The sequence below is a fragment of the Sphingomonas caeni genome, from assembly GCF_026013415.1.
Lineage (GTDB): Bacteria > Pseudomonadota > Alphaproteobacteria > Sphingomonadales > Sphingomonadaceae > Sphingomonas > Sphingomonas caeni.
Genome location: NZ_JAPDOK010000005.1, coordinates 1 through 18,833, shown reverse-complemented (window position 1 = coordinate 18,833; position 18,833 = coordinate 1). Strand labels below are relative to the sequence as shown.

Sequence of the window (18,833 nt, the reverse complement as noted above, 5' to 3'; positions counted from 1 at the left end):
TTGCCTGTATAGGTGTCGCGTATGGGGGTTGGGGCGTGAACAACGCGGCTTCAGGGAATGAGACCGTGGCTGAGGCGCATGCTGCCCTCCGCGCCCGCGATGATATCCAGTTCGAACTGCCGCATACGCCGCCGCCCCAGCGCACCGAGCCGATGCCGATGCCCGCCCTCGGCGCCCTGTTCTGGCTGCTGGTGGTGCTCGGCGTGGCGATGCTGCTGTACCTGATCGTCAAGTCGATCGTCGAGCGGGAGCCCCGCGGCCAGCGCGTGTCGAGCGAGCATGAGATCGCGCAGTGGCGGCCCGAGGAGAAGGTGGCGCGCGCTTTGCTCGCCGAGGCCGATGCGATGGCCGCGGCGGGGCGTTACGAGGAGGCCGCACGGCTGCTGCTCCACCGCAGCCTCGAGGATATCGCCAGCCGCAAGCCCAAGCTGCTCCGCCCCGCGCTCACCAGCCGCGAGATCGCGCGCGCGCCGATGCTCCCCGATGCCGTCCGCGCCGCCTTCCAGGCGATGGCCGCGCCGGTCGAGCGCAGCCTGTTCGGCGGGCGGTCGCTCGACCGGGCAGCGTGGGAAGACGCGCGCGCCGCCTATGGCGACTTCGCGCTTCCGAAAGCCTGGGCATGAGCGCGGCCGGCCGCGCCGCCCCGTTCAGCGCGATCGCGATTGCCGCGGTGGTGATCGTTGGCGCGATCGGGTTCGCCGCCTTCCTGGTGCTCAGCGCCTATGCGCCCGATTATCAGCCCGTGAAGAATGGTGGGGGCCATGCCTATTCGACCTCGGCTGTCGGATTCGTCGGCGCGGCCGAGCTCGTCAGGCAGACGCATGGCGGCGCGGGGGTGATCCGGCGCGACACCGATTTGTCGAAGGCCGGACTGGTGGTGCTCACCCCCGGGCCGCAGACCGATCCGGTCGAGATCAAGTCGATCCTCGATCGCCGCAAGGACATACCGACGCTGATCGTCATGCCCAAATGGATCGTGACGCGGCTGCGGAACAATCCGGCCTGGGTGCGCGAATACGGCGCGATCCCGGGCTTTTATCTCCAGCAGATGCTGGACGATATCGCCAAGGTCCAGTTCTCCGATCCCCAGGGCCGCGAGCTGCGCAGTATCCATGGCACCGATCTGCGGGTGATAGACAGCACGCCCGAGGGCCAGCCCCTGCTCGTCGGGGTCCCCGATACCGAGATCTATATCCTCGCCGACCCCGACGTCCTCAACAATCAGGGGCTCGCGACGCGATCGGGCGCTGAGCGGGCGATGAAAATACTCGACGAGATCGCGCTGCCCGACGAATCGATCGCCTTCGACCTCACTTTGATGGGCTTCGGCAAGAACCCGAACCTCCTCAAGCTCGCCTTCGAACCGCCCTTCCTCCCCTTGACCCTGATCCTCCTCGCCGCCGCATTGCTCGCGGGCCTGCACGCGATCCGGCGATTCGGCCCCGCGGCACGCGAGGAACGTGCGGTCGCCTTCGGCAAGCGCGCGCTCGCGGAGAATGGCGCCGCGCTGCTGCGGCTCGCGCGGCGGCGGCACCGGACGGGTGGGCGCTATGCGGTGCTGACGCGTGACGCGGTCGCGGCGGCATCGGGCGCGCCGCCCTCGCTTACCGGCGAGGCGCTCGACCGCTATCTCGATCGGCTCTCGAAAGAGGGCGAACCCTATTCGCAAATCGCGGCGCGCGCTCAGGACGCGCCGGACACGCGCCGGCTGCTCGCGGCCGCGCGCGACCTTTATCACTGGAGAAGGACCGTGACTCGTGAACATCGATGAGGTGAAGGCGCTGGGCCAGGCGATCCGCGCAGAGGTCGCCAAGGGCGTGGTCGGCCAGCAGGACGCGGTCGATCTGATGCTCGTCGCGCTGTTCGCGTCGGGACATATCCTGCTCGAAGGCCCGCCGGGAACGGCCAAGACCTTCCTCGCGCAATGCTTCGCGCGCGCGGCGGGGCTCGATTATGGGCGCATCCAGTTCACGCCCGATCTGCTGCCGGGCGATATCCTCGGCTCGAACCTGTTCAACTTCCAGACGAGCCAGTTCACCCTGACCCGCGGGCCGATCTTCACCGAGCTGCTGCTCGCCGACGAAATCAACCGCACGCCGCCGAAAACGCAGGCGGCTTTGCTGGAGGCGATGCAGGAACGCACCGTCACGATCGACGGCGTCGACCACAAGCTCAGCGACCGCTTCATGGTCGTCGCCACCCAGAACCCGATCGAGAATCAGGGCGTCTATCCGCTGCCCGAGGCGCAGCTCGATCGCTTCCTGTTCAAATATGAGTTCGCCTATCCGAGCCTCGATCAGGAGAAGCAGATCGTCTCCGGCCATGGCAACCGCTTCGGCATGCCGACCCCCGAGCAATGGGGCGTCGCGCGCGTCGCCGATGCCGCGCAGATCCGCGCCGCCGCGGATGCCGTGGCGCAGAACCGGCTCGCCGAGGAGGTGATCGACTATGTCGTCCGCCTCGTCCGCGCGACGCGGAGCACCGGGGACCTGCAGACCGGCGCTTCCCCGCGTGCGGGCGCGACGCTCGCGGCGGCGGCGCGCGCACGCGCGGCGCTCGACGGGCGCGATTTCGTGCTGCCCGACGATGTGAAGGCGCTTGCGCCTGCAGCACTGCGCCACCGCGTCGTGCTCTCGCCCGCGGCCGAGATCGACGGCAAGCCGGTCGACTCGATCATCGCCGCGCTGATCGAACAGACCGAGGCGCCGCGTTGATCTTTCCGACTCCCAGAGGCGTGCTGCTGATGGCCGCGGGGGCGCCGGTGGCGCTGCTCGTCGGCGTGTTCGCGCCCGCGATCTGGTTTGCGGGACTGGTGTGGATCCCTGCGGTCCTGACGCTGCTGCTGCTCGACTGGCTGTTCGCGCCGCGCGCGCCCAGGTTCGCGGTGGCGGCGCCGGGCGCGGTCGAGGTCGGCGCGCCGGTGATCGTCGCGGTCGAGGTGACTGTGAAACGCCATGTCCCGCCCGGGCTCGAACTCGCGCTCTCGACCGGACCCAAGCTGCGGCCGGTGGCCGACAACCGCATGGTGGTGGGGCGCGAGGAGTTCCGGCCCGCTCTGGCCTTTACCGCGGTGCGGCGCGGCGTGGATGCGGTCGAGCGGCTCTGGGCGCGCTGGCCGGGGCCGATGGGACTGATCTGGCGGATGCGCAACTATGCCGTCGATCAGGAGGTGCTGATCGCCCCCAATATCCGCCAGGTGCGCGACGATGCCCAGCTGCTGCTCCGCGACGCCCAGATGGGCGAACGCTCGCGGATCGATCGCGGCGAGGGCAGCGAGTTCGAGGCGCTGACCGAATGGCAGAGCGGGATGGAGCGCCGCGACATCGACTGGCGCCAGAGCGCGCGCCACCTCAAATTGTTCGCGCGCGAATATCGGATCGAGCGCAACAACCAGATAGTGTTCGCGATCGATTCGGGCCGGGTGATGTGCGAGCCGGTCGCGGGGTTGCCGCGCGTCGACCGGGCGATCTCGGCGGCATTGCTCTCGGCCTATGCCGCGCTCAAGCTGGGTGACCGCGTCTCCTTCTTCGGCTTCGATTCGCGCCCGCGCATCTCGTCGGGCTCGGTGTCGGGGGTGCGCGCCTTTCCGCTGATCCAGCGCTTCGCCGCCAAGCTCGATTACTCGGCTGTCGAGACCAATTTCACCCTCGCGCTGGCGACGCTTGCGGGGAGCCTCAACCGGCGCTCGCTGGTGATCGTCTTCACCGAATTCACCGATCAGACCGGTGCCGAGCTGATGCTGCGTGCCGCGGCGAACCTGCTCGGGCGGCATTTGCTGCTGTTCGTCGTGCTCGCCGACGAGGAGCTCGAGGAGCTGGCCGCCGCCGAGCCGAAGACGATCGACGATGTCTCGCGCGCGGTGACCGCGGCGGCCTTGCTGCGCGAGCGGCGGCTGGTGATCTCGCGGATGCGGCATTTGGGCATCCATGTGATTGAGGCGCGGCATGACGCCGTGGGCCCCGCGCTGATTCGCCAATATCTCGACTTCAAGCGGAGGAACCTGCTGTGAGCGGGATCGACATCGCGCCGGGGCTCCACGTCAACAGCCATCGCTTCCGCGAGGCGCGCGGGCCCGATTGGGACCGGCTCGAGACCCTGCTCGACCGCGTCGAGGCGGGGCGCGCCGGGTCGCTCTCGGACGAGGACCTTTTCGAGTTGCCGGTGCTCTATCGCGCGACGCTCTCGTCGCTCTCGGTCGCGCGCGAGACGTCGCTCGATGCCGATCTGGTCGCCTATCTCGAATCGCTTTCGACCCGCGCCTATTTCCTCCTCTACGGCGTTCATTCGCCCTTGTGGCGCCGCGCGCTGGCCTTTCTGGCGGATGAGCTGCCCGCGGCAGTGCGGGGGATGTGGCGCGAGACGTTGGTGTCGCTGGCCATCACCGTGGCGGGCGCGGTCGCGGCCTATATGTTGGTGCGGAGCGACCCGAGCTGGTTCTTCGGAATTGTGCCGAGCAACATGATCGGCGGCCGCGATCCTTCCGCCAGCGTGGCGACGCTAACCGAGGCGCTGCATCACAAGCTCGCCGCGGATGATCATCTGAGCGCCTTCGCGGCGGAACTGTTCGTCAACAATGCCAGCGTGGCGCTGTTCGCCTTCGCCCTGGGCTTCGCCTTCGCGGTGCCGACGGTGCTGCTGCTCATCTACAATGGCTGCATGCTCGGCGCGATGCTCGCGGTGTTCATTCCCAAGGGGCTGGGCTGGGAGTTCGCCGCCTGGCTGTCGATCCATGGCACCACCGAAATGTTCGCGATCATCCTGGCGGGCGCGGCGGGGATGCGGATCGGGATTGCGACCGCCTTTCCGGGGCGCCAGGCCCGGCTGGCATCGGCGGTGTCGGCGGGGCGCAGCGCGGCGTTCGTGATGCTCGGCGTGGTGGGGATGCTCGTGATCGCCGGCCTGCTCGAGGGCCTTGGCCGCCAGCTCGTCGATAACTCGCTCAGCCGCGCGCTGATCGGCGGCGCGGCCCTGCTCTTCTGGCTGGTCTATTATTACCTGAAGCCCGCCAATTCCCGAAAGGCGCGGAAGCTGGAATGACCTTCGATCGGCTCGAACGCGAATTCGTGACGTCGGAGGGGATCGACCTCCGGCTGAGGCTCGGCCGCGTCGGCGAGCGTGCGGTCGCGCTGATCATCGATTGCGCGATCATCTATGGGGTGCTGCTGATCTTCACCCTGCTTGCCCAATTCGCCTTTCTTTCGAGCAAGGGCGCAGGGCAGGAGGCAACCTATGTCATCTGGCTCATCGGCAGCTTCCTGCTGCGCATCGGCTATTTCACCGCCTTCGAGCTCGGCATGCGCGGAGCAACGCCGGGCAAGCGGCTGACCAAGCTGCGCGTCGTCGCGCGCGACGGCGGGCGGCTGACCGGCGAGGCGGTGGTTGCGCGCAACGCGCTGCGCGAACTCGAATTCTTCGTGCCGCTCACGATCTTCTTCTCGCTCCTCTCCTCGGTTGGCGAGTCGGACGGAGGCGCGTTGCTGACGGTGCTCGCCGCGTTCGTGACTGTCGCCATTTTCGCGCTCTTCCCGCTCTTCAACCGCGACAATCTGCGCGTCGGCGATCTGCTCGCGGGCACCTGGGTGGTGCGCCAGCCGCGGCGCCAGCTGGGGCATACCGTCGGCCAGCGCCGGCAGGGCGCGGCGGACTTCGTCTTCACCGAGGCCCAGCTCGACGCGTATGGCGAATATGAGCTGCAGCGCCTCGAGGAGGTGTTGCGGCGCGAGGATTACGAGTCGCTGCTCGTCGTCTCGCGCGCGATTCGGCGGCGGATCGGCTGGACCGGGGGCGGGGACGAGCTCGAATTCCTCCAAGCCTATTATACCGCGCTCTGCCTCCGCCTCGAACGCAACATGCTGTTCGGCAAGCGCCGCGCGGACAAGCACAGCAAGGCATAGGGTCAGGAAAATCGGAGCCGCAGGCTCCGCAAGGCCGAACGGCCGCCCGCGCTTATGCGCGGAGAGCCAAGCGGGCGGATGCCCCCGCCGGCGCCTGAGGCAAAGCAAATAATGGCGCGCCCGGTTGGATTCGAACCAACGACCACAGGCTTAGAAGGCATGTGCTCTATCCAGCTGAGCTACGGGCGCGCGCTTGCGCCCGGTTAGCGCGGATTGCGCAGGCGTCAAACCGGCATCATAACCGCGCGCATGAGCGAGGGGACCGCAAAGCCGGCGCATGTCGCCGCAGGGGAATTGCAGAACCGGCAGTTCCGCTATTTCGATTATGTGATGGTGGCGTTCGTCGTCATCCTGCTGCTGTCGAACATCATCGGCGCGAGCAAACGCTCCTTCCTCGATCTGCCGCTGCTTGGGCATTGGCCGTTCGGGGCGGGCATCCTGTTCTTCCCCATCTCCTACGTCATCGGCGACGTGCTGACCGAGGTCTATGGCTATGCCCGCGCCCGCCGCGTGATCTGGGCGGGGTTCGTGGCGATGCTGTTCATGATCCTGATGTGCATCGTCGTGGTCGCGCTGCCGCCCGATACGGGCTGGACAGGGCAGGCGGCCTATGAACAGATTTTTGGTTTCGGCGCGATTCCGCGCATCGCCATCGCCTCGATCATCGCCTTTTGGGCGGGCGAGTTCGTCAATTCCTATGTCCTCGCGCGCATGAAGCTGATGACCCAGGGCAGGCATTTGTGGACGCGTACGATCGGCTCGACGATCTTCGGCGAGGGCGTCGACAGCCTGATCTTCTATCCGCTCGCCTTTCTCGGCGCCCCGGGCTGGACCGTCAGCCAGGTGCTCGTGATCGTCTTCACACAATGGTTTTTGAAGGTGAGCTGGGAGGTGCTGCTGACGCCCTTCACCTATCTCGTCGTCAATTTCCTCAAACGGCGCGAGGGCGTCGACATATTCGACGAGGGCACCGACTTCACGCCGTTCCGCACCCGGGTGTGAGCAACACCATCGTCTATCCCAAGGCGATCGTGGAGCCGGGCTCGACCTGGCTCCAGCAGGCGAAGCATTGGCTGATCGGCGCGGCGGGGCTGGAGAAGGATGCGCTCCATATCTATCTGGCGCTGGCCTTGCTCTTCGGCAGCGTCTGGCTGTTCCGCTGGCCCTTGCGGAGCTGGAAGCCCCAGGCGCTGGTCTTCGCGGTCGCGCTGATCGGCGAGGCCTGGGACCTGCGCGACGGGATGATGACCAGCGTGCCGCTCGGCCAGGCCATCCCGTGGAGCGTCCACGATATCTGGAACACGATGTTCTGGCCGCTGGCGATCATGCTGATGGCGCGCTTCACCACCATCTTCCACGCATCGCGCCCCTGATTGCACTCTGCGCACTTGCGGATTGATCTGGATCAGGCGCAGCTTCGCCCTTCCGCAGACACTTTGGAGGGCAGGGCTATGACCGCATTGGCAGACGCGCGCACGACCGAGGAAAGCTTCGAGAGCACGGGCGGCATCAACATCTTCTTCCGCTCCTGGCACCCCGAAGCGCGGCCCCGCGCCGTGGTGGTGATTTGTCACGGGTTCAACGCGCATAGCGGGCAATATGGTTGGACCGCCGAGCGGCTCGTCGAGGCAGGCTATGCCGTCTATGCGCACGACCTGCGCGGCCGCGGCAAATCCGAGGGCGAGCGTTTCTATGTCGAGAATGTCTCGGACTATGTGAGCGATGTCGCGGGGATGATCGCGCTCGCCAAGGGCCGCGATCCGGGGCAGCCGGTATTCCTGCTCGGGCACAGCGCGGGCGGCGTGACCTCGGCCACCTACGTGCTCGACCATCAGGCCGAGATCGACGGCTTCATCTGCGAGAGCTTCGCCTTTCAGGTGCCGGCGCCGGGCTTCGCGCTGGCGGCGATCAAGGGGCTCAGCCATATCGCGCCGCGGCTGGGGGTGCTGACGCTGCCCAACATCGCCTTTTCACGCGATCCCGAAGTGGTCGCCGCGCTCGAGGCCGATCCGCTGATCGCGGGCGAGACCCAGCCGGCGGCGACGGTCGCAGCCCTGGTCCGCGCCGACGAGCGGCTGCACGACGAATTCCCGGCGATCACCATCCCGCTGCTGATCCTGCACGGCACCGAGGACAAGGCCACCGTCTACAAGGGCAGCCAGTTCTTCTTCGATACCGCGGGATCGGCGGACAAGACGCTCAAGCTGTATGAGGGGCATTTCCACGATTTGCTCGCCGATCTCGGCAAGGAAACGGTGATGGCCGACATCCTCGCCTGGCTCGACGCGCATCTGCCGGGTTAGGCGACCGCTTCGAGCAGCCCCTCGAACATCCGCCGCCCATCGTCGCCGCCATGCGCGGCCTCGATGCGGCGTTCGGGGTGGGGCATCATGCCCAGTACATTGCCGGCCTTGTTGAGCAGCCCGGCGATGTTGCGCGCGGAGCCGTTTACCTCCTCGGCATAGCGAAAGGCGACGCGGCCCTCGCCCTCGATCCGGTCGAGCGTCTCGGCATCGGCGAAATAATTGCCGTCATGATGGGCGACGGGGATGCGGATCTCCTCGCCCTGGCCATAGCCGCTGGTGAAGATCGACTGGCTGTTGTCGATACTGAGCTTCACGTCGCGGCACACGAAATTGAGCCCCGAATTGCGCATCAGCGCGCCGGGGAGCAGCCCGGTCTCGGTGAGCACCTGGAATCCGTTGCAGATGCCGAGGACCGGCACGCCGCGCTCCGCCGCCTCGACCACCGCGCGCACCACCGGCGACCGCGCCGCGATCGCGCCGCATCGCAGATAGTCGCCGTACGAGAAGCCGCCGGGCAGCGCGATCAGGCCGAGGCCCGCGGGCAGCTCGCTCTCGCCATGCCAGACCATCGCCGGCTTGATCCCGGTGACGTCATGAAGGGCCACCGCGATATCCCGGTCGCAGTTGGAGCCGGGGAAGACGATGACCGCGGTCTTCATTGTTTTTCGATCCGGTAGTTCTCGATCACCGTGTTGGCGAGCAGCTTGCGGCACATCTCGTCGATGGCGGCGTCGCTGGTGCTGTCGGCGACATCGAGCTCGAAGATCTTGCCGGCGCGGACATCGTCGACGCCCTCGAAACCGAGCCCGCCAAGCGCGTGCTGGATGGCCTTGCCCTGGGGGTCGAGAACCCCGTTCTTGAGCGTGACGATGATGCGAAGCTTCATGCCCGCGCCCTATGGCGGGGAGCGGCGTGCGGGGCAATCGGAAATTCCGATATCCTCCCCCGTCAGGGGAGGTGGCGCCGAAGGCGTCGGAGGGGGAGGACACGAAACAGACGTGGTCGCCGTCCTCCCCCTCCGTCAGGCTGCGCCTGCCACCTCCCCCTGGCGGGGGAGGATTGGGTTCGCTCAGAAATATCGCGCCAGCGCGAACCGGAAGCGCAGCCGGTCGTTCGCGAAATAGGGGATGTTGGTATCCGTCCGCGAATAGCTGGCGGTGATCTGCGGCGAGAAGCCGAGGATGCGCCAGCCGCGGTTGCCGATCGTCGCGCGGGCGGAGAGGCGCCAGTCGTGGCGGGGATCGATCGAGAAGATGGGAATCGGGGCGTCGAAGGTCGCGCGGCTCGCGGTGCCGCTGATGCCGAAGGTGATGCCGTGGGGCAGTTCGCCGCCGAACCCCGCGATCACGCCCAGCTCGGTGCTCGAATAGGCGTCCGCGCGCAGCCAGTCGCGCCGGACGAAGCCGCCGCCCGAGACGACGAGGGTCGAGGTCACCGCATGCTCATAGGTGACATAGCCGGCGAGCTGGGTGCCGTCATAGCTGGCGTCGAACCGCGCGTCGGTGCGCCGCGCGTCGACCTGGACGCCGATCCGGTCGCGGCCGTTCAGGCGGACCTGGAAGCCGGTCTTCACCCCCGCCTGGCGGCTGACGAGCTTGCCGCCATACCAGCGCTGGGCGCCCACCGCCTGGATCGAGATGCCGGCGACGTCGCCGATGCGATATTCGAGGCCCGCGGCGAGCTGGGCCTGGTAGTCGTCATAGCTGACGCCCTGATAATTGCTCCCGGCGCTGTCGACATCGACGATCGCGGACGTGTGATCCGCCACGGGGACGCGCACCCCCGCCGAGATCGACGCGGTCTGGCCGACGCCCGAGCGCGCCTTGGCCGAGGGGTCGAGCGTCAGGGGCAGGGTGGCGCCGCCCCAGTTGATCGCGATCGTATCGGCCGCGGTCGCATTGTTGATGTTGGTGTCGGGCGCGAAGCCGACATCCACGTCGAAACGCCAGGCGCGGTTCGAGCGGATGATGTCGCGGATCGACCGGATCGTGCGCGCCACGTCGGTCGGCAGATCGTCGTCCTGCTGGGCGAGGCGGAACTGCTTGTCGGCACTGGCGGTGTGGCCCATCGCCAGCATCTCGCGTCCCAGCTCGAGCCGGACGCGGGTCTGCGAGGGATCATCGACCAGGATCGCCTTGTAGAATTCGGCCGCCCCGGCGTGATCGCCGAGCCCCGAGGCGAGCATGCCGCTGAGGAAGCGGCCTTCGAGCTTGTGATCGGGCAGCGTCATCAGCGCCGTGATCAGCGGGCGCGCCTCGTCGAAGCGCTTCTGCTCGATCAGCAGCATCGCCTCGCCGGCGAGCTGGTCAGGGGTCAGGCGTGCCTTGCAGACTTCGGCGGCGCAGCGATCGACGAGCGAGGTCGGCTGTGACGCAGGCTGAGTCTGGGCCCCCGCCGCGGCGGGCGCCAGCAGCGCCGCCGCGAAGGCGAGCGCTGCGCGGAGCGAACTCATTTCTTGCCCGTGAACGCGCCGAGGATGTCGATCCGCTCATTGGGCGTGCCGCCGACGATGCGGAAGCCGCCGCCGATTTCCTCGCCGTTCGGGCCGAAAAAGGCGCCGTCGATGCTCGATCCGGCGATGTTGACCGTGAAGGTCGTGGTGTTCGGCAGGCGGAAGCTCGCCGCGCTGAACTGGCCGGTGAAGCCGCCCTTGTTGACCAGATCGATGTTCGCGCCCGCGGTCGCGGTGAAGACGGTTCCGGCAGGCAGGTAATAGGCGCCCGAGGTATAGGCGTCGCGCGCAGGAGCGAGCACCGTGCCGGTGAAGTTGCTGGTGACCGCCAGGCTCGCGAAGTTCACCGACGTGGTGTGCGTGCCCTGGATCCACTGGAAGAAGGTCGGATAGGTCGGGTCGGTGTCCAGCATCGGGTTGAACACCATGGTGGCGATCATCTCGCCCGAATAGCTGCCGGTGCCGGTCTTCGGGACGGCGCTGTTGGCGGTACGCTCGCCGAACACAAAGGCGCCGCGATCGAAGCTGTAGCTCTGCTTGAGGTAGAGCGGCGAGGTCGCATTGTCCTGGGTCTCGGTCGTGGTGACCGAGTTGCGGACGAAGCCGGCATAGGTGACGTACGAGGTCGTGGTGCCGGGCTTCTGGTAGAAGAAGGTCTGGTGGCTGTAGGTGAAGCCCTTGGCGCCCACCGCATAGTCCGAATTTCCGGCGCCCAGGCCCGCGGAGTAATAGGGATCTCCCGGGTTGGTGGTCGCGCCCGAGCTGGTGCCCGATTCCAGATACTGGATGTTGCGGCTGGCCGGCAGATCGGGAACGCTTGCCTGAGGCTCGATCGCGCCGCCGAAATCGGTGCGGTGGGCGGGATCCTGGAACCGCATCACGTTGGTGGTGACGTTGCCGAGCGGGCGGTTGATCGTCACCTCGAAAATGGCGTCGCGCGGATTATAGGCGACGGTGATGCCGCTGTCGCGCACGGTGTTGGCGTCGCCGGCATAGAGCTGGCCGCCCTGGCCGACGCCGTCCGAGCGGGTGGCATATTCGAAATGCTGGACCCCGCCGATCGCCTCGTATGACTTGACCTCGGTCGGCGCGACGAAGCTGTGCGTCGAGGTCGGGGTGGGCGAAGCGCTGGGCGTGCCGCCGCCGCCGCCGCTGGGCGGAGCGACCGAGCCGACTGTCTGCAGCCCGGTATCGCCGCCGCAGGCGGACAGCAGGGAGGCACTCGAAAGCGCCAGCAATTTGACCAACGATCGCATCGGAAAACCCCCGTGAATTCTGAAGCAGAGGTACCCGGGGGTGGTTAAGAAGGCCTTTATGCAGCCGCTAGAATCGCGGTTTTTTCACGCAATTCAGCGCGGATCGGCTGGTTTGGGGTTTCCGGCGGCGAGCAGCGCGGCGAGCGCGGGGTGCCGGAAGAGGATGCCACCGACATAGATGGCGCCGGGCCGGGTGAGGTGCTCGCGGTCCTGGCTGATGAATTTGCGGTCGGGCGTGAAGACGGGCACGCGCCCCTGCGCGTCGGCGAGCATGCCGATCACGTCGACGTAGAGCGTGGAGGGCAGGGCGCGGCGAGCGGCCTCATTCGCCTCCAGTGCCTCGGGCTGCGGCGCGACCCGCCAGGTCCAGCGCTGGCTCTCGGGCAGTTGCATGACTGCATTATTATTGTATCCGAATGATTTACGGCCAATTATGATGATTTTAGCTGAGGTTTCGCCTTGCAGCCGGGTAACGCGCTGGACGATGCACCGCACGTCCTTGGGCTTGAAGCGGTACGCGAGGACGATGAAGTCGGCGCGGTGCGCCTGTTCGACTAAGCCGGGCTTCAGCCGCGCACAGACCGCGATGGGGGCAAGCTTGATGACATAGCCGCCCACCCGGCCGGTCTCGTTGGCCATGTTGATGAAATCGGCGGCGAAGCTGTCGCCGATCACGAGCAGGCGTACCTTGCCCCCAGCTTCGGGGAGCTGGACCTTGGTGAAGCGTCTGGCGCTCTCATTATAGGCGATATTGGCGCTGCGCCCCGACTCTCCGCCGGCCAGCTCGGGCCAGTTGCGATAGAAGCCCGAGGTGAAGTGGAAGGTCAGCCCCGCCGCGAGCACGACCAGCGCCGCCGCAGCCGAGCCGGCCAGCAGCGCCCGGGTCGAGACGCGGTTGCGGTCGCGGCACGGCTGCTCGACGAAGCGCCATGACGCCCAGGCGCAGACGAAGATCGGGACGATCAGCGCCGCCATTAGTGCATGGGCCGGTTCGTCCAGGCTGACGATTCGCACGAAAGCGAAGACCGGCTGCTGGAACAGATAGGCGCTATAGCTCATCAGCCCGACCGCGACGAAGGGTCGGCTCGAGAGCAGCTTGCCCGCCGGGCCGGCCTGGCCGCCGAAGAGCAGGATCAGACATACGCCCAGCACCGGGACCAGCGTGCGCGCGTCGGGGGAGAGGTTGGTGACCGGAAGGACGAGCGGGATGACCGCGAGCGCCAGCCCGGCCAGTGCGAGCCTGGCGGCGGTGCGTCTGTCCGCCAGCGGCCGGATGCGCGGCTCGAGCAGCATCGCCAGCGCGCCCGCGCCCAGTTCCCAGCCGCGTGAGACGATCAGGAAGAAATCGGCCACCGGCGCGGCGCGCGCGAGGAACAGGCACGCCGCGAAGCTCAGCGCGGTCACCGCGACAACGCCGATCAGCAGCCCGCGCGCCTTGCCCAGCCGCCAGGCCAAGCCCATCAGCAAGGGCACGACGAGATAGTATTGCTCTTCGACGCCGAGGCTCCAGCTGTGCATCAGCGGCTTGAACTGCACCTCCATCTCGAAATAGCCCGAGGTAAGGAACAGCAGGATATTGTTCGCGAAGAGCGTGGTGCCGACGAGCGACTGGCCGAAATTCTCCAGATCGTCGGGCAGCATCAGCCACACCGCGAAGGGAATGCACAGCAGCATCACCAGCATCAGCGCGGGGATGATCCGGCGGATGCGGCGCTCGTAGAAGCGCAGGATCGAGAAGCGGCCCTGCGCCAGATCCGCGGCCAGGACGCCGGTGATCAGATAGCCGCTGATCACGAAAAAGAGATCGACGCCGAGGAAGCCGGTGCGGAAGCCCGGAATCTTGGCATGGCAGAGGATCACCGCGACGACCGCGATCGCGCGAAGCCCGTCGATCTCGGGCCGATAGGCGAGGCCGGAGCGGGCGGCGCCGGTCACGGGCGGGGGCGCAGCATGGCGAAGGCGGGATCGCGGAACAGGATCGCGCCGATATAGGCCGCGCCCGGCCTAGTCAGGTGCTGGCGGTCCCAGCTGATCAGCTTGCCCTGCGGGGTGAAGAGCGGAACGCGGCCCTGCGCGTCGGTTAGCTTCCCGAGCAGATCGATATAGGTCTCGCCCGCCAGCGCGTGCTTGGCCGCTGCATTGATCGCCACCGCGCGCTCGAGCGGCAATGCGCGCCAGGCGAAGCGCCGCTCGGGCGGGAGCATCAGCGGCGCATTGTTGCTCCAGCCGAAGGACTTGGTGCCGAGGATGATGATCGGCGCGCGGGTGACGCCATGGAGCCGCTTCACCCGCTGGCCGAAGCAGGACAGCGTCTCCGGCAACAGGCGATCCGAAAGGACGATCAGATCGGCGCGCATGACCTCGGCGATCTTGCGGTCGGGGATCCTGTTGCAGAGCTTCGAGGGAATGAAGCTGACCGCCCAGCCGTCGAACCGGTGCGTTTCCTGGCCCATGCTGATGAAATCGCGCGCGAAGCTGTCGCCGATCACCAGCAGCCGCGGGCGCTCGCGCGTCGCGGGCAGGGGTCTGTTGGCGAACTCCAGCGCCGCGCGGTTGAAGGCCACGTTGGCCGGGCGAACATAGCCACCCTCCGTATCGAGCAGGTCGGGACGCGAAGATGCGAAGCCATGGGTCGTTATCAGTACCAGCCCGGCCGCGAGCGCGAGCGCGGTACCGGCGCCGGTGGCGATCCAGAGCGTGCGCGCCGACACCTGTGCGGGATCGCGGAACGGTTGCTCGACGAAACGCCACGACAGCCAGGCGCAGACGAGCACGGGGAGGATCAGCGCGGCGCTGAGCATCCGGCTGGGTTCGTCGAGTGCGGAGGCGGCGACGAAGGCGAAGATCGGCTGGTGATAGAGATAGGCGCTGTAGCTGATCAGCCCGAGCCAGACCAAGGGCCGGACCGCGAGCAGCCGTGCCGCCGGTTCGCCCGCACGCGCGAAGACGAGGAGCAGCGCGGTGCCCGCGACCGGCACCGTGCTCTCCCAGTCGGGCAGCTTCATCTGCTGGACGAAGAGGAATAGCGGCACCACCGCCATCACGAGGCCAAGCATCGCCAGCGCCTGCCCGCCCCGGCTTCCCGCAAGCGCACGCAGCCGAGGCTGGGCCAGCACCGCCAGCGCACCCGCGCCCAGCTCCCAGACGCGGGTCGGCAGCAGGAAGAAATTGGCGGGGCCCCAGCGGTGCGCGAGCCACAGGCACAGCAGGAAGCTCGCCGCGCTCGCCGCCACCGCGCCCCACCAGATCGCCCGGGCGCGACCGATCCGCCACGCGGCAAGCATAAGCGCGGGCACAAGCAGGTAATATTGCTCCTCGACGCCCAAGCTCCAGCTGTGGATCAGCGGCTTGAAGTCTGAAAAGGTCGCGAAATAGTTCGCGGTGCCGGTGAGCAGGATATTGTTCGCGAACGCCGCTGTCGCCGCCAGCGACCGGCCATAGGCGTCCAGATCGTCGGGGATCAGCAGCCGGATCGCCACCGGCACCGTCAGCAGCAGCATGACCAGCAGCGCCGGCAGGATGCGGCGCGCGCGGCGCTCGTAGAAGCGCAGGAACGAGAAATCGCCTCCGGCGAGCTCCCCCATCAAGATGCCGGTGATCAGATAGCCGCTGATCACGAAGAAGATATCGACGCCCAGGAAGCCGCCCGGGATCCAGTCCATCCGCGCATGATCAAGGATCACCACAGCGACGGCGATGCCGCGCAGTCCGTCGATTTCGGGGCGATAGGCGATGCGGTGCGGCGTCGCGCTAGCCCCCGCGTCCATCGCGGCTTACTTGCCCCGGCGCTTGCGGTGCGTTTCGAGATCGAGCACGGCCGAATCGGCGCCCTCGGGGAAGAGGCCCAGGCGGCGCGCGACCTCCTGATAGGCCTCGACCTCGCCGCCCAGGTCGCGGCGGAACCGGTCCTTGTCGAGCTTTTCGCCGGTCGACATGTCCCACAGGCGGCAACCGTCCGGGCTGATCTCGTCGGCCAGGATGATCCGGCTGTAATCATTGTCCCAGATGCGGCCGAATTCGAGCTTGAAGTCGATCAGCCGGATGCCGATCCCTGCGAACAGGCCCGACATGAAGTCGTTCACGCGAATCGCCATGTCGGCCATGTCGTGAAGCTCTTCCTGCGACGCCCAGCCAAAGGCGAGGATATGTTCGTCGGTGATCATCGGATCGCCGAGCGCATCATCCTTGAAATAATATTCGATGATCGTGCGGGGCAGGGGGGTGCCCTCCTCGATCCCCAGCCGCTTCGACAGCGAACCGGCCGCGACATTGCGCACCACGACTTCGACCGGAACGATCTCAACCTGTCGAATGAGTTGCTCGCGCATGTTCAGACGGCGAATGAAGTGCGTCGGGATGCCGATCCCGGCGAGCAGCGTGAAGATATGCTCGCTGATCCGGTTGTTGAGCACGCCCTTGCCGTTGATCGTGCCCTTCTTCTGGGCATTGAAGGCAGTGGCGTCGTCTTTGAAATACTGGATCAGCGTACCCGGCTCGGGACCCTCGTAGAGAATCTTGGCCTTGCCTTCGTAGATCTGGCGGCGGCGTGCCATGGCGGCGGAAACCCCTGAAAAGCGCGGCCCCGGCGGCGCGGATGAGCGCGCGGTCGCCGGGGCGTGGAAAGGCTGGGCCTATATCGAAACGACCCAGTTCGCGCAATCAGCCATCGCCCAAGGGCGCCGGCGGTGCGGCGCGCCGCCGCGAGAGGCGCCGGATACCCAGAAAGCCGAGCAGGGCGAGCAGGCCCCAGGGCGCCAGATAGATGAACACCGTCAGCAGCGCACGGACGCCGATCATGAAGCTGGTCGCCGATCCCAGCGTGGCGTCGCCGAGCTGGCCGGTGACGCTGCCGGCATCGGCGCTGGCGGCGATCGAGCCATAGCTGATATCGACATTGGCCATGGCGACGCGGCCCTGGAGCTCGGTGAGCCAGGCGCGGGCCTGGTCGAGCTCCTCCTGCGCCTGGGTGACGCTGCGCTCGGCCTCGACCAGCTCCTCCACGCTGCCCGATTTATTACGCAGCACCTCGGTCAGCCGCTTTACGAGCAGCTCGCGTTGCTCGATCCGTGCGCGGGTATCGACGATCGCCTTGGAGACCTCCTCGGTGGCGATGGTCGATTCGGTGTTGCGGCCGCCGGCATTGGTCACTGACTTGCCCATCGAATCGGTGAAGGCGCGCGCCTCGTTGCTGGCGACGCGGAGCTGGAGCGTGGCCTCGGCATGGGTGTTTTCGCCGGTGCCGCGCTGGAGCGACAGGATCTGGCAGCGCGCCGGGCCCATCTGTTCGCATAGGGTGCGGTGCGCCTCCTGCACCTCGGCGACCTTGTCGCCGGGAAGCAGATAGGTGAGCTTGTACGAATAGGAGAGCTGGGGGAGGGTGACCTTGACCGGCTCCGCGGCCCCGGGCGCGCCCGTCTTGGCCTCGCCTGGCGCCGAGGCGTCGGCGGACGCGATCTCGGCTGCGCTGGTCGATTGTGAATCCCCCGTCTGCTGAACACTCCCGCATCCGGCCAACATTGTGGCAACAATAAGAACTGGAATTACCCGCATGGCACCGTCTCCTCTCTGGACGGTGATACCTGATCACATGAGTCGGGTTTTGTAAATATGGCAAAATATGGGCATGCCTTTTTTATGCCATATTTAAGTCATGCGGGTTCGGCCTCCTCCAAGGAGGGCGGCGGGGTGTCGCGCGTCGCGCGGCGGATCAGCGCGCGCACGCCCAGGATCAGCGGGACCACGAGCAGCATCCAGGGGACGAGATAGATGAGCAGGGTGAGCAGCGAGCGCATCGCGATCAGGAAGGCGGCGCCCGAGCCGCTGATCGATTCGCCCAACTGATCCCTGGCCACCGCGGGCGCGGCCTGGGGCGCCACCGCCTGATAGGCGATCTCGAAATTCGACATGGCGACGCGGCCGCGCAGCTCGGCGAGCCAGGCGCGGGCCTGGTCGAGCTCCTCCTGCGCGCTGGCGACGCTGCGCTCGGCATCGACCAGCTCGGCGACGGTGCCGCGGCGGCTGCGCAGGATGTCGGTCAGCCGGGCGACGAGCATCTCGCGCTGGCGGATCCGCGCGACGGCATCGACCACCTGCTTCGAGACATCCTCGGCCACGATATCGGTGCGGATCGCGCGGCCGCCCGCCTTGGCGATGCTGCGGACCAGCGCGTCGGAGAAGCGATCGGCCTCGCTGCTTGCGACGCGGAGCTTGAGCATGGCGCTGGTCTCGGCGTCGTCGGCCTCGCCGCGCCGCATCTCGAGCAGCTGGCAGCGCGCCGGGCCCATGCGGATGCAGATCTGCCGGTGCGCGTCCTGCGCCGCCGCGATCTTGCCGCCGTCGAGGCGGAAGCCGAGCGCATAGGCGTAGGCGAGCTTGGGCAGGCTGACTTCGACGGGCTTGATCTCGTCGACCGCCTCCGCGGCGGGCTCGCCGGGCGACGCGGCTTCGGGGGGAGGCGGCGGTTCCGACACCGCCATCGCGGGCAGATTCTGTGACGGTTGCGGGGGCGGCGCGGGCGCGCGGACGTCCAGATTCGGCATCACCGCGTCGCGGGTTTCGGGTGAGCGGAAGGGCCCCGCGAACAGGAAGGTCAGGATGAAGACCGTCATCACCGCGAAGGTCGCGATCAAGGGGATGAGCCTGGGCCGCTTGAATAACCGCATCGTTCCCCTCCTATTCTGTGATGATATACTATCACATAAACGAGAGGCGGCAAGAGTCCGGAAATCCATCGTCATCCCGGCCTTGAGCCGGGATCCCGCTTCTCCTTCTTGGAACAAGCTTGGAACGAGGTAGCGGGACCCCGGCTCAAGGCCGGGGCGACGAGGAAATAATTCGAGCCCTCAGCCTAGGGTCTGTTGAGATTCAGGATTCCCTAAGAGTGTAAATTCTGATTCAAACTGCGGATGGACAGACTTGTTTTGAC

18 protein-coding genes and 1 tRNA gene are annotated in these 18,833 nt (G+C 67.1%); 9 read left to right on the top strand and 10 right to left on the bottom strand.

The annotated features are described in order from the left end of the window. Positions 1 to 65: 65 nt before the first annotated feature. From OF829_RS13255 to OF829_RS13230, 6 genes are read left to right on the top strand one after another with little or no spacing between them, the layout of a single operon-like run. A complete protein-coding gene (locus OF829_RS13255) occupies positions 66 to 623 on the top strand; it encodes a hypothetical protein (RefSeq protein ID WP_264940557.1) in 558 nt (185 codons plus the stop codon). Continuing rightward, positions 620 to 1,771 carry a hypothetical protein gene (locus OF829_RS13250; RefSeq protein WP_264940555.1) on the top strand — a complete coding sequence of 384 codons (1,152 nt, stop codon included), beginning with the start codon at positions 620 to 622 and terminating at the stop codon, positions 1,769 to 1,771. The genes OF829_RS13255 and OF829_RS13250 overlap by 4 nt, the downstream gene beginning before the upstream one ends. Continuing rightward, positions 1,758 to 2,714 carry an AAA family ATPase gene (locus tag OF829_RS13245; RefSeq protein ID WP_264940554.1) on the top strand — a complete coding sequence of 319 codons (957 nt, stop codon included), beginning with the start codon at positions 1,758 to 1,760 and terminating at the stop codon, positions 2,712 to 2,714. The genes OF829_RS13250 and OF829_RS13245 overlap by 14 nt, the downstream gene beginning before the upstream one ends. Positions 2,715 to 2,743: 29 nt before the next feature. Then, positions 2,744 to 4,009: a DUF58 domain-containing protein gene (locus OF829_RS13240; RefSeq protein ID WP_319951558.1), complete on the top strand. Its 1,266-nt coding sequence runs from the start codon at positions 2,744 to 2,746 to the stop codon at positions 4,007 to 4,009. Beyond that, positions 4,006 to 5,037: a stage II sporulation protein M gene (locus OF829_RS13235; protein WP_264940552.1), complete on the top strand. Its 1,032-nt coding sequence runs from the start codon at positions 4,006 to 4,008 to the stop codon at positions 5,035 to 5,037. The genes OF829_RS13240 and OF829_RS13235 overlap by 4 nt, the downstream gene beginning before the upstream one ends. Next, on the top strand, positions 5,034 to 5,894 hold the full coding sequence (locus OF829_RS13230; protein ID WP_264940551.1) for an RDD family protein: 861 nt from the start codon (positions 5,034 to 5,036) through the stop codon (positions 5,892 to 5,894). The genes OF829_RS13235 and OF829_RS13230 overlap by 4 nt, the downstream gene beginning before the upstream one ends. A 112-nt stretch (positions 5,895 to 6,006) precedes the next feature. Here OF829_RS13230 and OF829_RS13225 read toward each other — a convergent pair. After that, positions 6,007 to 6,083, bottom strand: a tRNA-Arg gene (locus tag OF829_RS13225). 60 nt (positions 6,084 to 6,143) lie between these two features. Between OF829_RS13225 and OF829_RS13220 the strand changes: the two genes are divergently transcribed. From OF829_RS13220 to OF829_RS13210, 3 genes are all read left to right on the top strand, one after another. Continuing rightward, complete coding sequence (locus OF829_RS13220; RefSeq protein ID WP_264940550.1) at positions 6,144 to 6,896, top strand: queuosine precursor transporter; 753 nt, start codon at positions 6,144 to 6,146, stop codon at positions 6,894 to 6,896. Then, a complete protein-coding gene (locus OF829_RS13215) occupies positions 6,893 to 7,267 on the top strand; it encodes a hypothetical protein (RefSeq protein WP_264940549.1) in 375 nt (124 codons plus the stop codon). The genes OF829_RS13220 and OF829_RS13215 overlap by 4 nt, the downstream gene beginning before the upstream one ends. A 78-nt stretch (positions 7,268 to 7,345) precedes the next feature. After that, positions 7,346 to 8,197, top strand: a complete 852-nt coding sequence (locus OF829_RS13210) for an alpha/beta hydrolase (RefSeq protein WP_264940548.1) — start codon at positions 7,346 to 7,348, stop codon at positions 8,195 to 8,197. Here the strand turns inward: OF829_RS13210 and purQ are convergent. The 9 genes from purQ to OF829_RS13165 all read right to left on the bottom strand — a co-directional run bounded on the left by purQ (position 8,194) and on the right by OF829_RS13165 (position 18,570). Further along, complete coding sequence (purQ, locus tag OF829_RS13205; RefSeq protein WP_264940547.1) at positions 8,194 to 8,859, bottom strand: phosphoribosylformylglycinamidine synthase subunit PurQ; 666 nt, start codon at positions 8,857 to 8,859, stop codon at positions 8,194 to 8,196. The genes OF829_RS13210 and purQ overlap by 4 nt on opposite strands. After that, positions 8,856 to 9,086 (bottom strand): phosphoribosylformylglycinamidine synthase subunit PurS, encoded by a 231-nt coding sequence (purS, locus tag OF829_RS13200; RefSeq protein WP_264940546.1) that lies wholly within the window; start codon positions 9,084 to 9,086, stop codon positions 8,856 to 8,858. The genes purQ and purS overlap by 4 nt, the downstream gene beginning before the upstream one ends. Before the next feature lie 183 nt (positions 9,087 to 9,269). After that, positions 9,270 to 10,652, bottom strand: a complete 1,383-nt coding sequence (locus tag OF829_RS13195) for a surface lipoprotein assembly modifier (protein WP_264940545.1) — start codon at positions 10,650 to 10,652, stop codon at positions 9,270 to 9,272. Further along, positions 10,649 to 11,908 (bottom strand): transferrin-binding protein-like solute binding protein, encoded by a 1,260-nt coding sequence (locus tag OF829_RS13190; protein WP_264940544.1) that lies wholly within the window; start codon positions 11,906 to 11,908, stop codon positions 10,649 to 10,651. Before OF829_RS13190 ends, OF829_RS13195 begins: the two co-directional genes overlap by 4 nt. A gap of 93 nt (positions 11,909 to 12,001) precedes the next feature. Next, positions 12,002 to 13,843, bottom strand: a complete 1,842-nt coding sequence (locus OF829_RS13185; RefSeq protein ID WP_264940543.1) for an acyltransferase family protein — start codon at positions 13,841 to 13,843, stop codon at positions 12,002 to 12,004. Continuing rightward, positions 13,840 to 15,675 (bottom strand): acyltransferase family protein, encoded by a 1,836-nt coding sequence (locus tag OF829_RS13180; RefSeq protein ID WP_264940541.1) that lies wholly within the window; start codon positions 15,673 to 15,675, stop codon positions 13,840 to 13,842. Before OF829_RS13180 ends, OF829_RS13185 begins: the two co-directional genes overlap by 4 nt. 6 nt (positions 15,676 to 15,681) lie before the next feature. Beyond that, positions 15,682 to 16,461: a phosphoribosylaminoimidazolesuccinocarboxamide synthase gene (gene purC, locus OF829_RS13175; protein ID WP_264940540.1), complete on the bottom strand. Its 780-nt coding sequence runs from the start codon at positions 16,459 to 16,461 to the stop codon at positions 15,682 to 15,684. Positions 16,462 to 16,567: 106 nt separating this feature from the next. Next, the gene (locus OF829_RS13170) at positions 16,568 to 17,425 is read right to left on the bottom strand and encodes a DUF4349 domain-containing protein (protein ID WP_264940539.1); all 858 of its coding nucleotides are present in this window, start codon (positions 17,423 to 17,425) and stop codon (positions 16,568 to 16,570) included. Between the two features lie 131 nt (positions 17,426 to 17,556). After that, a complete protein-coding gene (locus tag OF829_RS13165) occupies positions 17,557 to 18,570 on the bottom strand; it encodes a DUF4349 domain-containing protein (protein WP_264940538.1) in 1,014 nt (337 codons plus the stop codon). Positions 18,571 to 18,833: the final 263 nt, after the last annotated feature.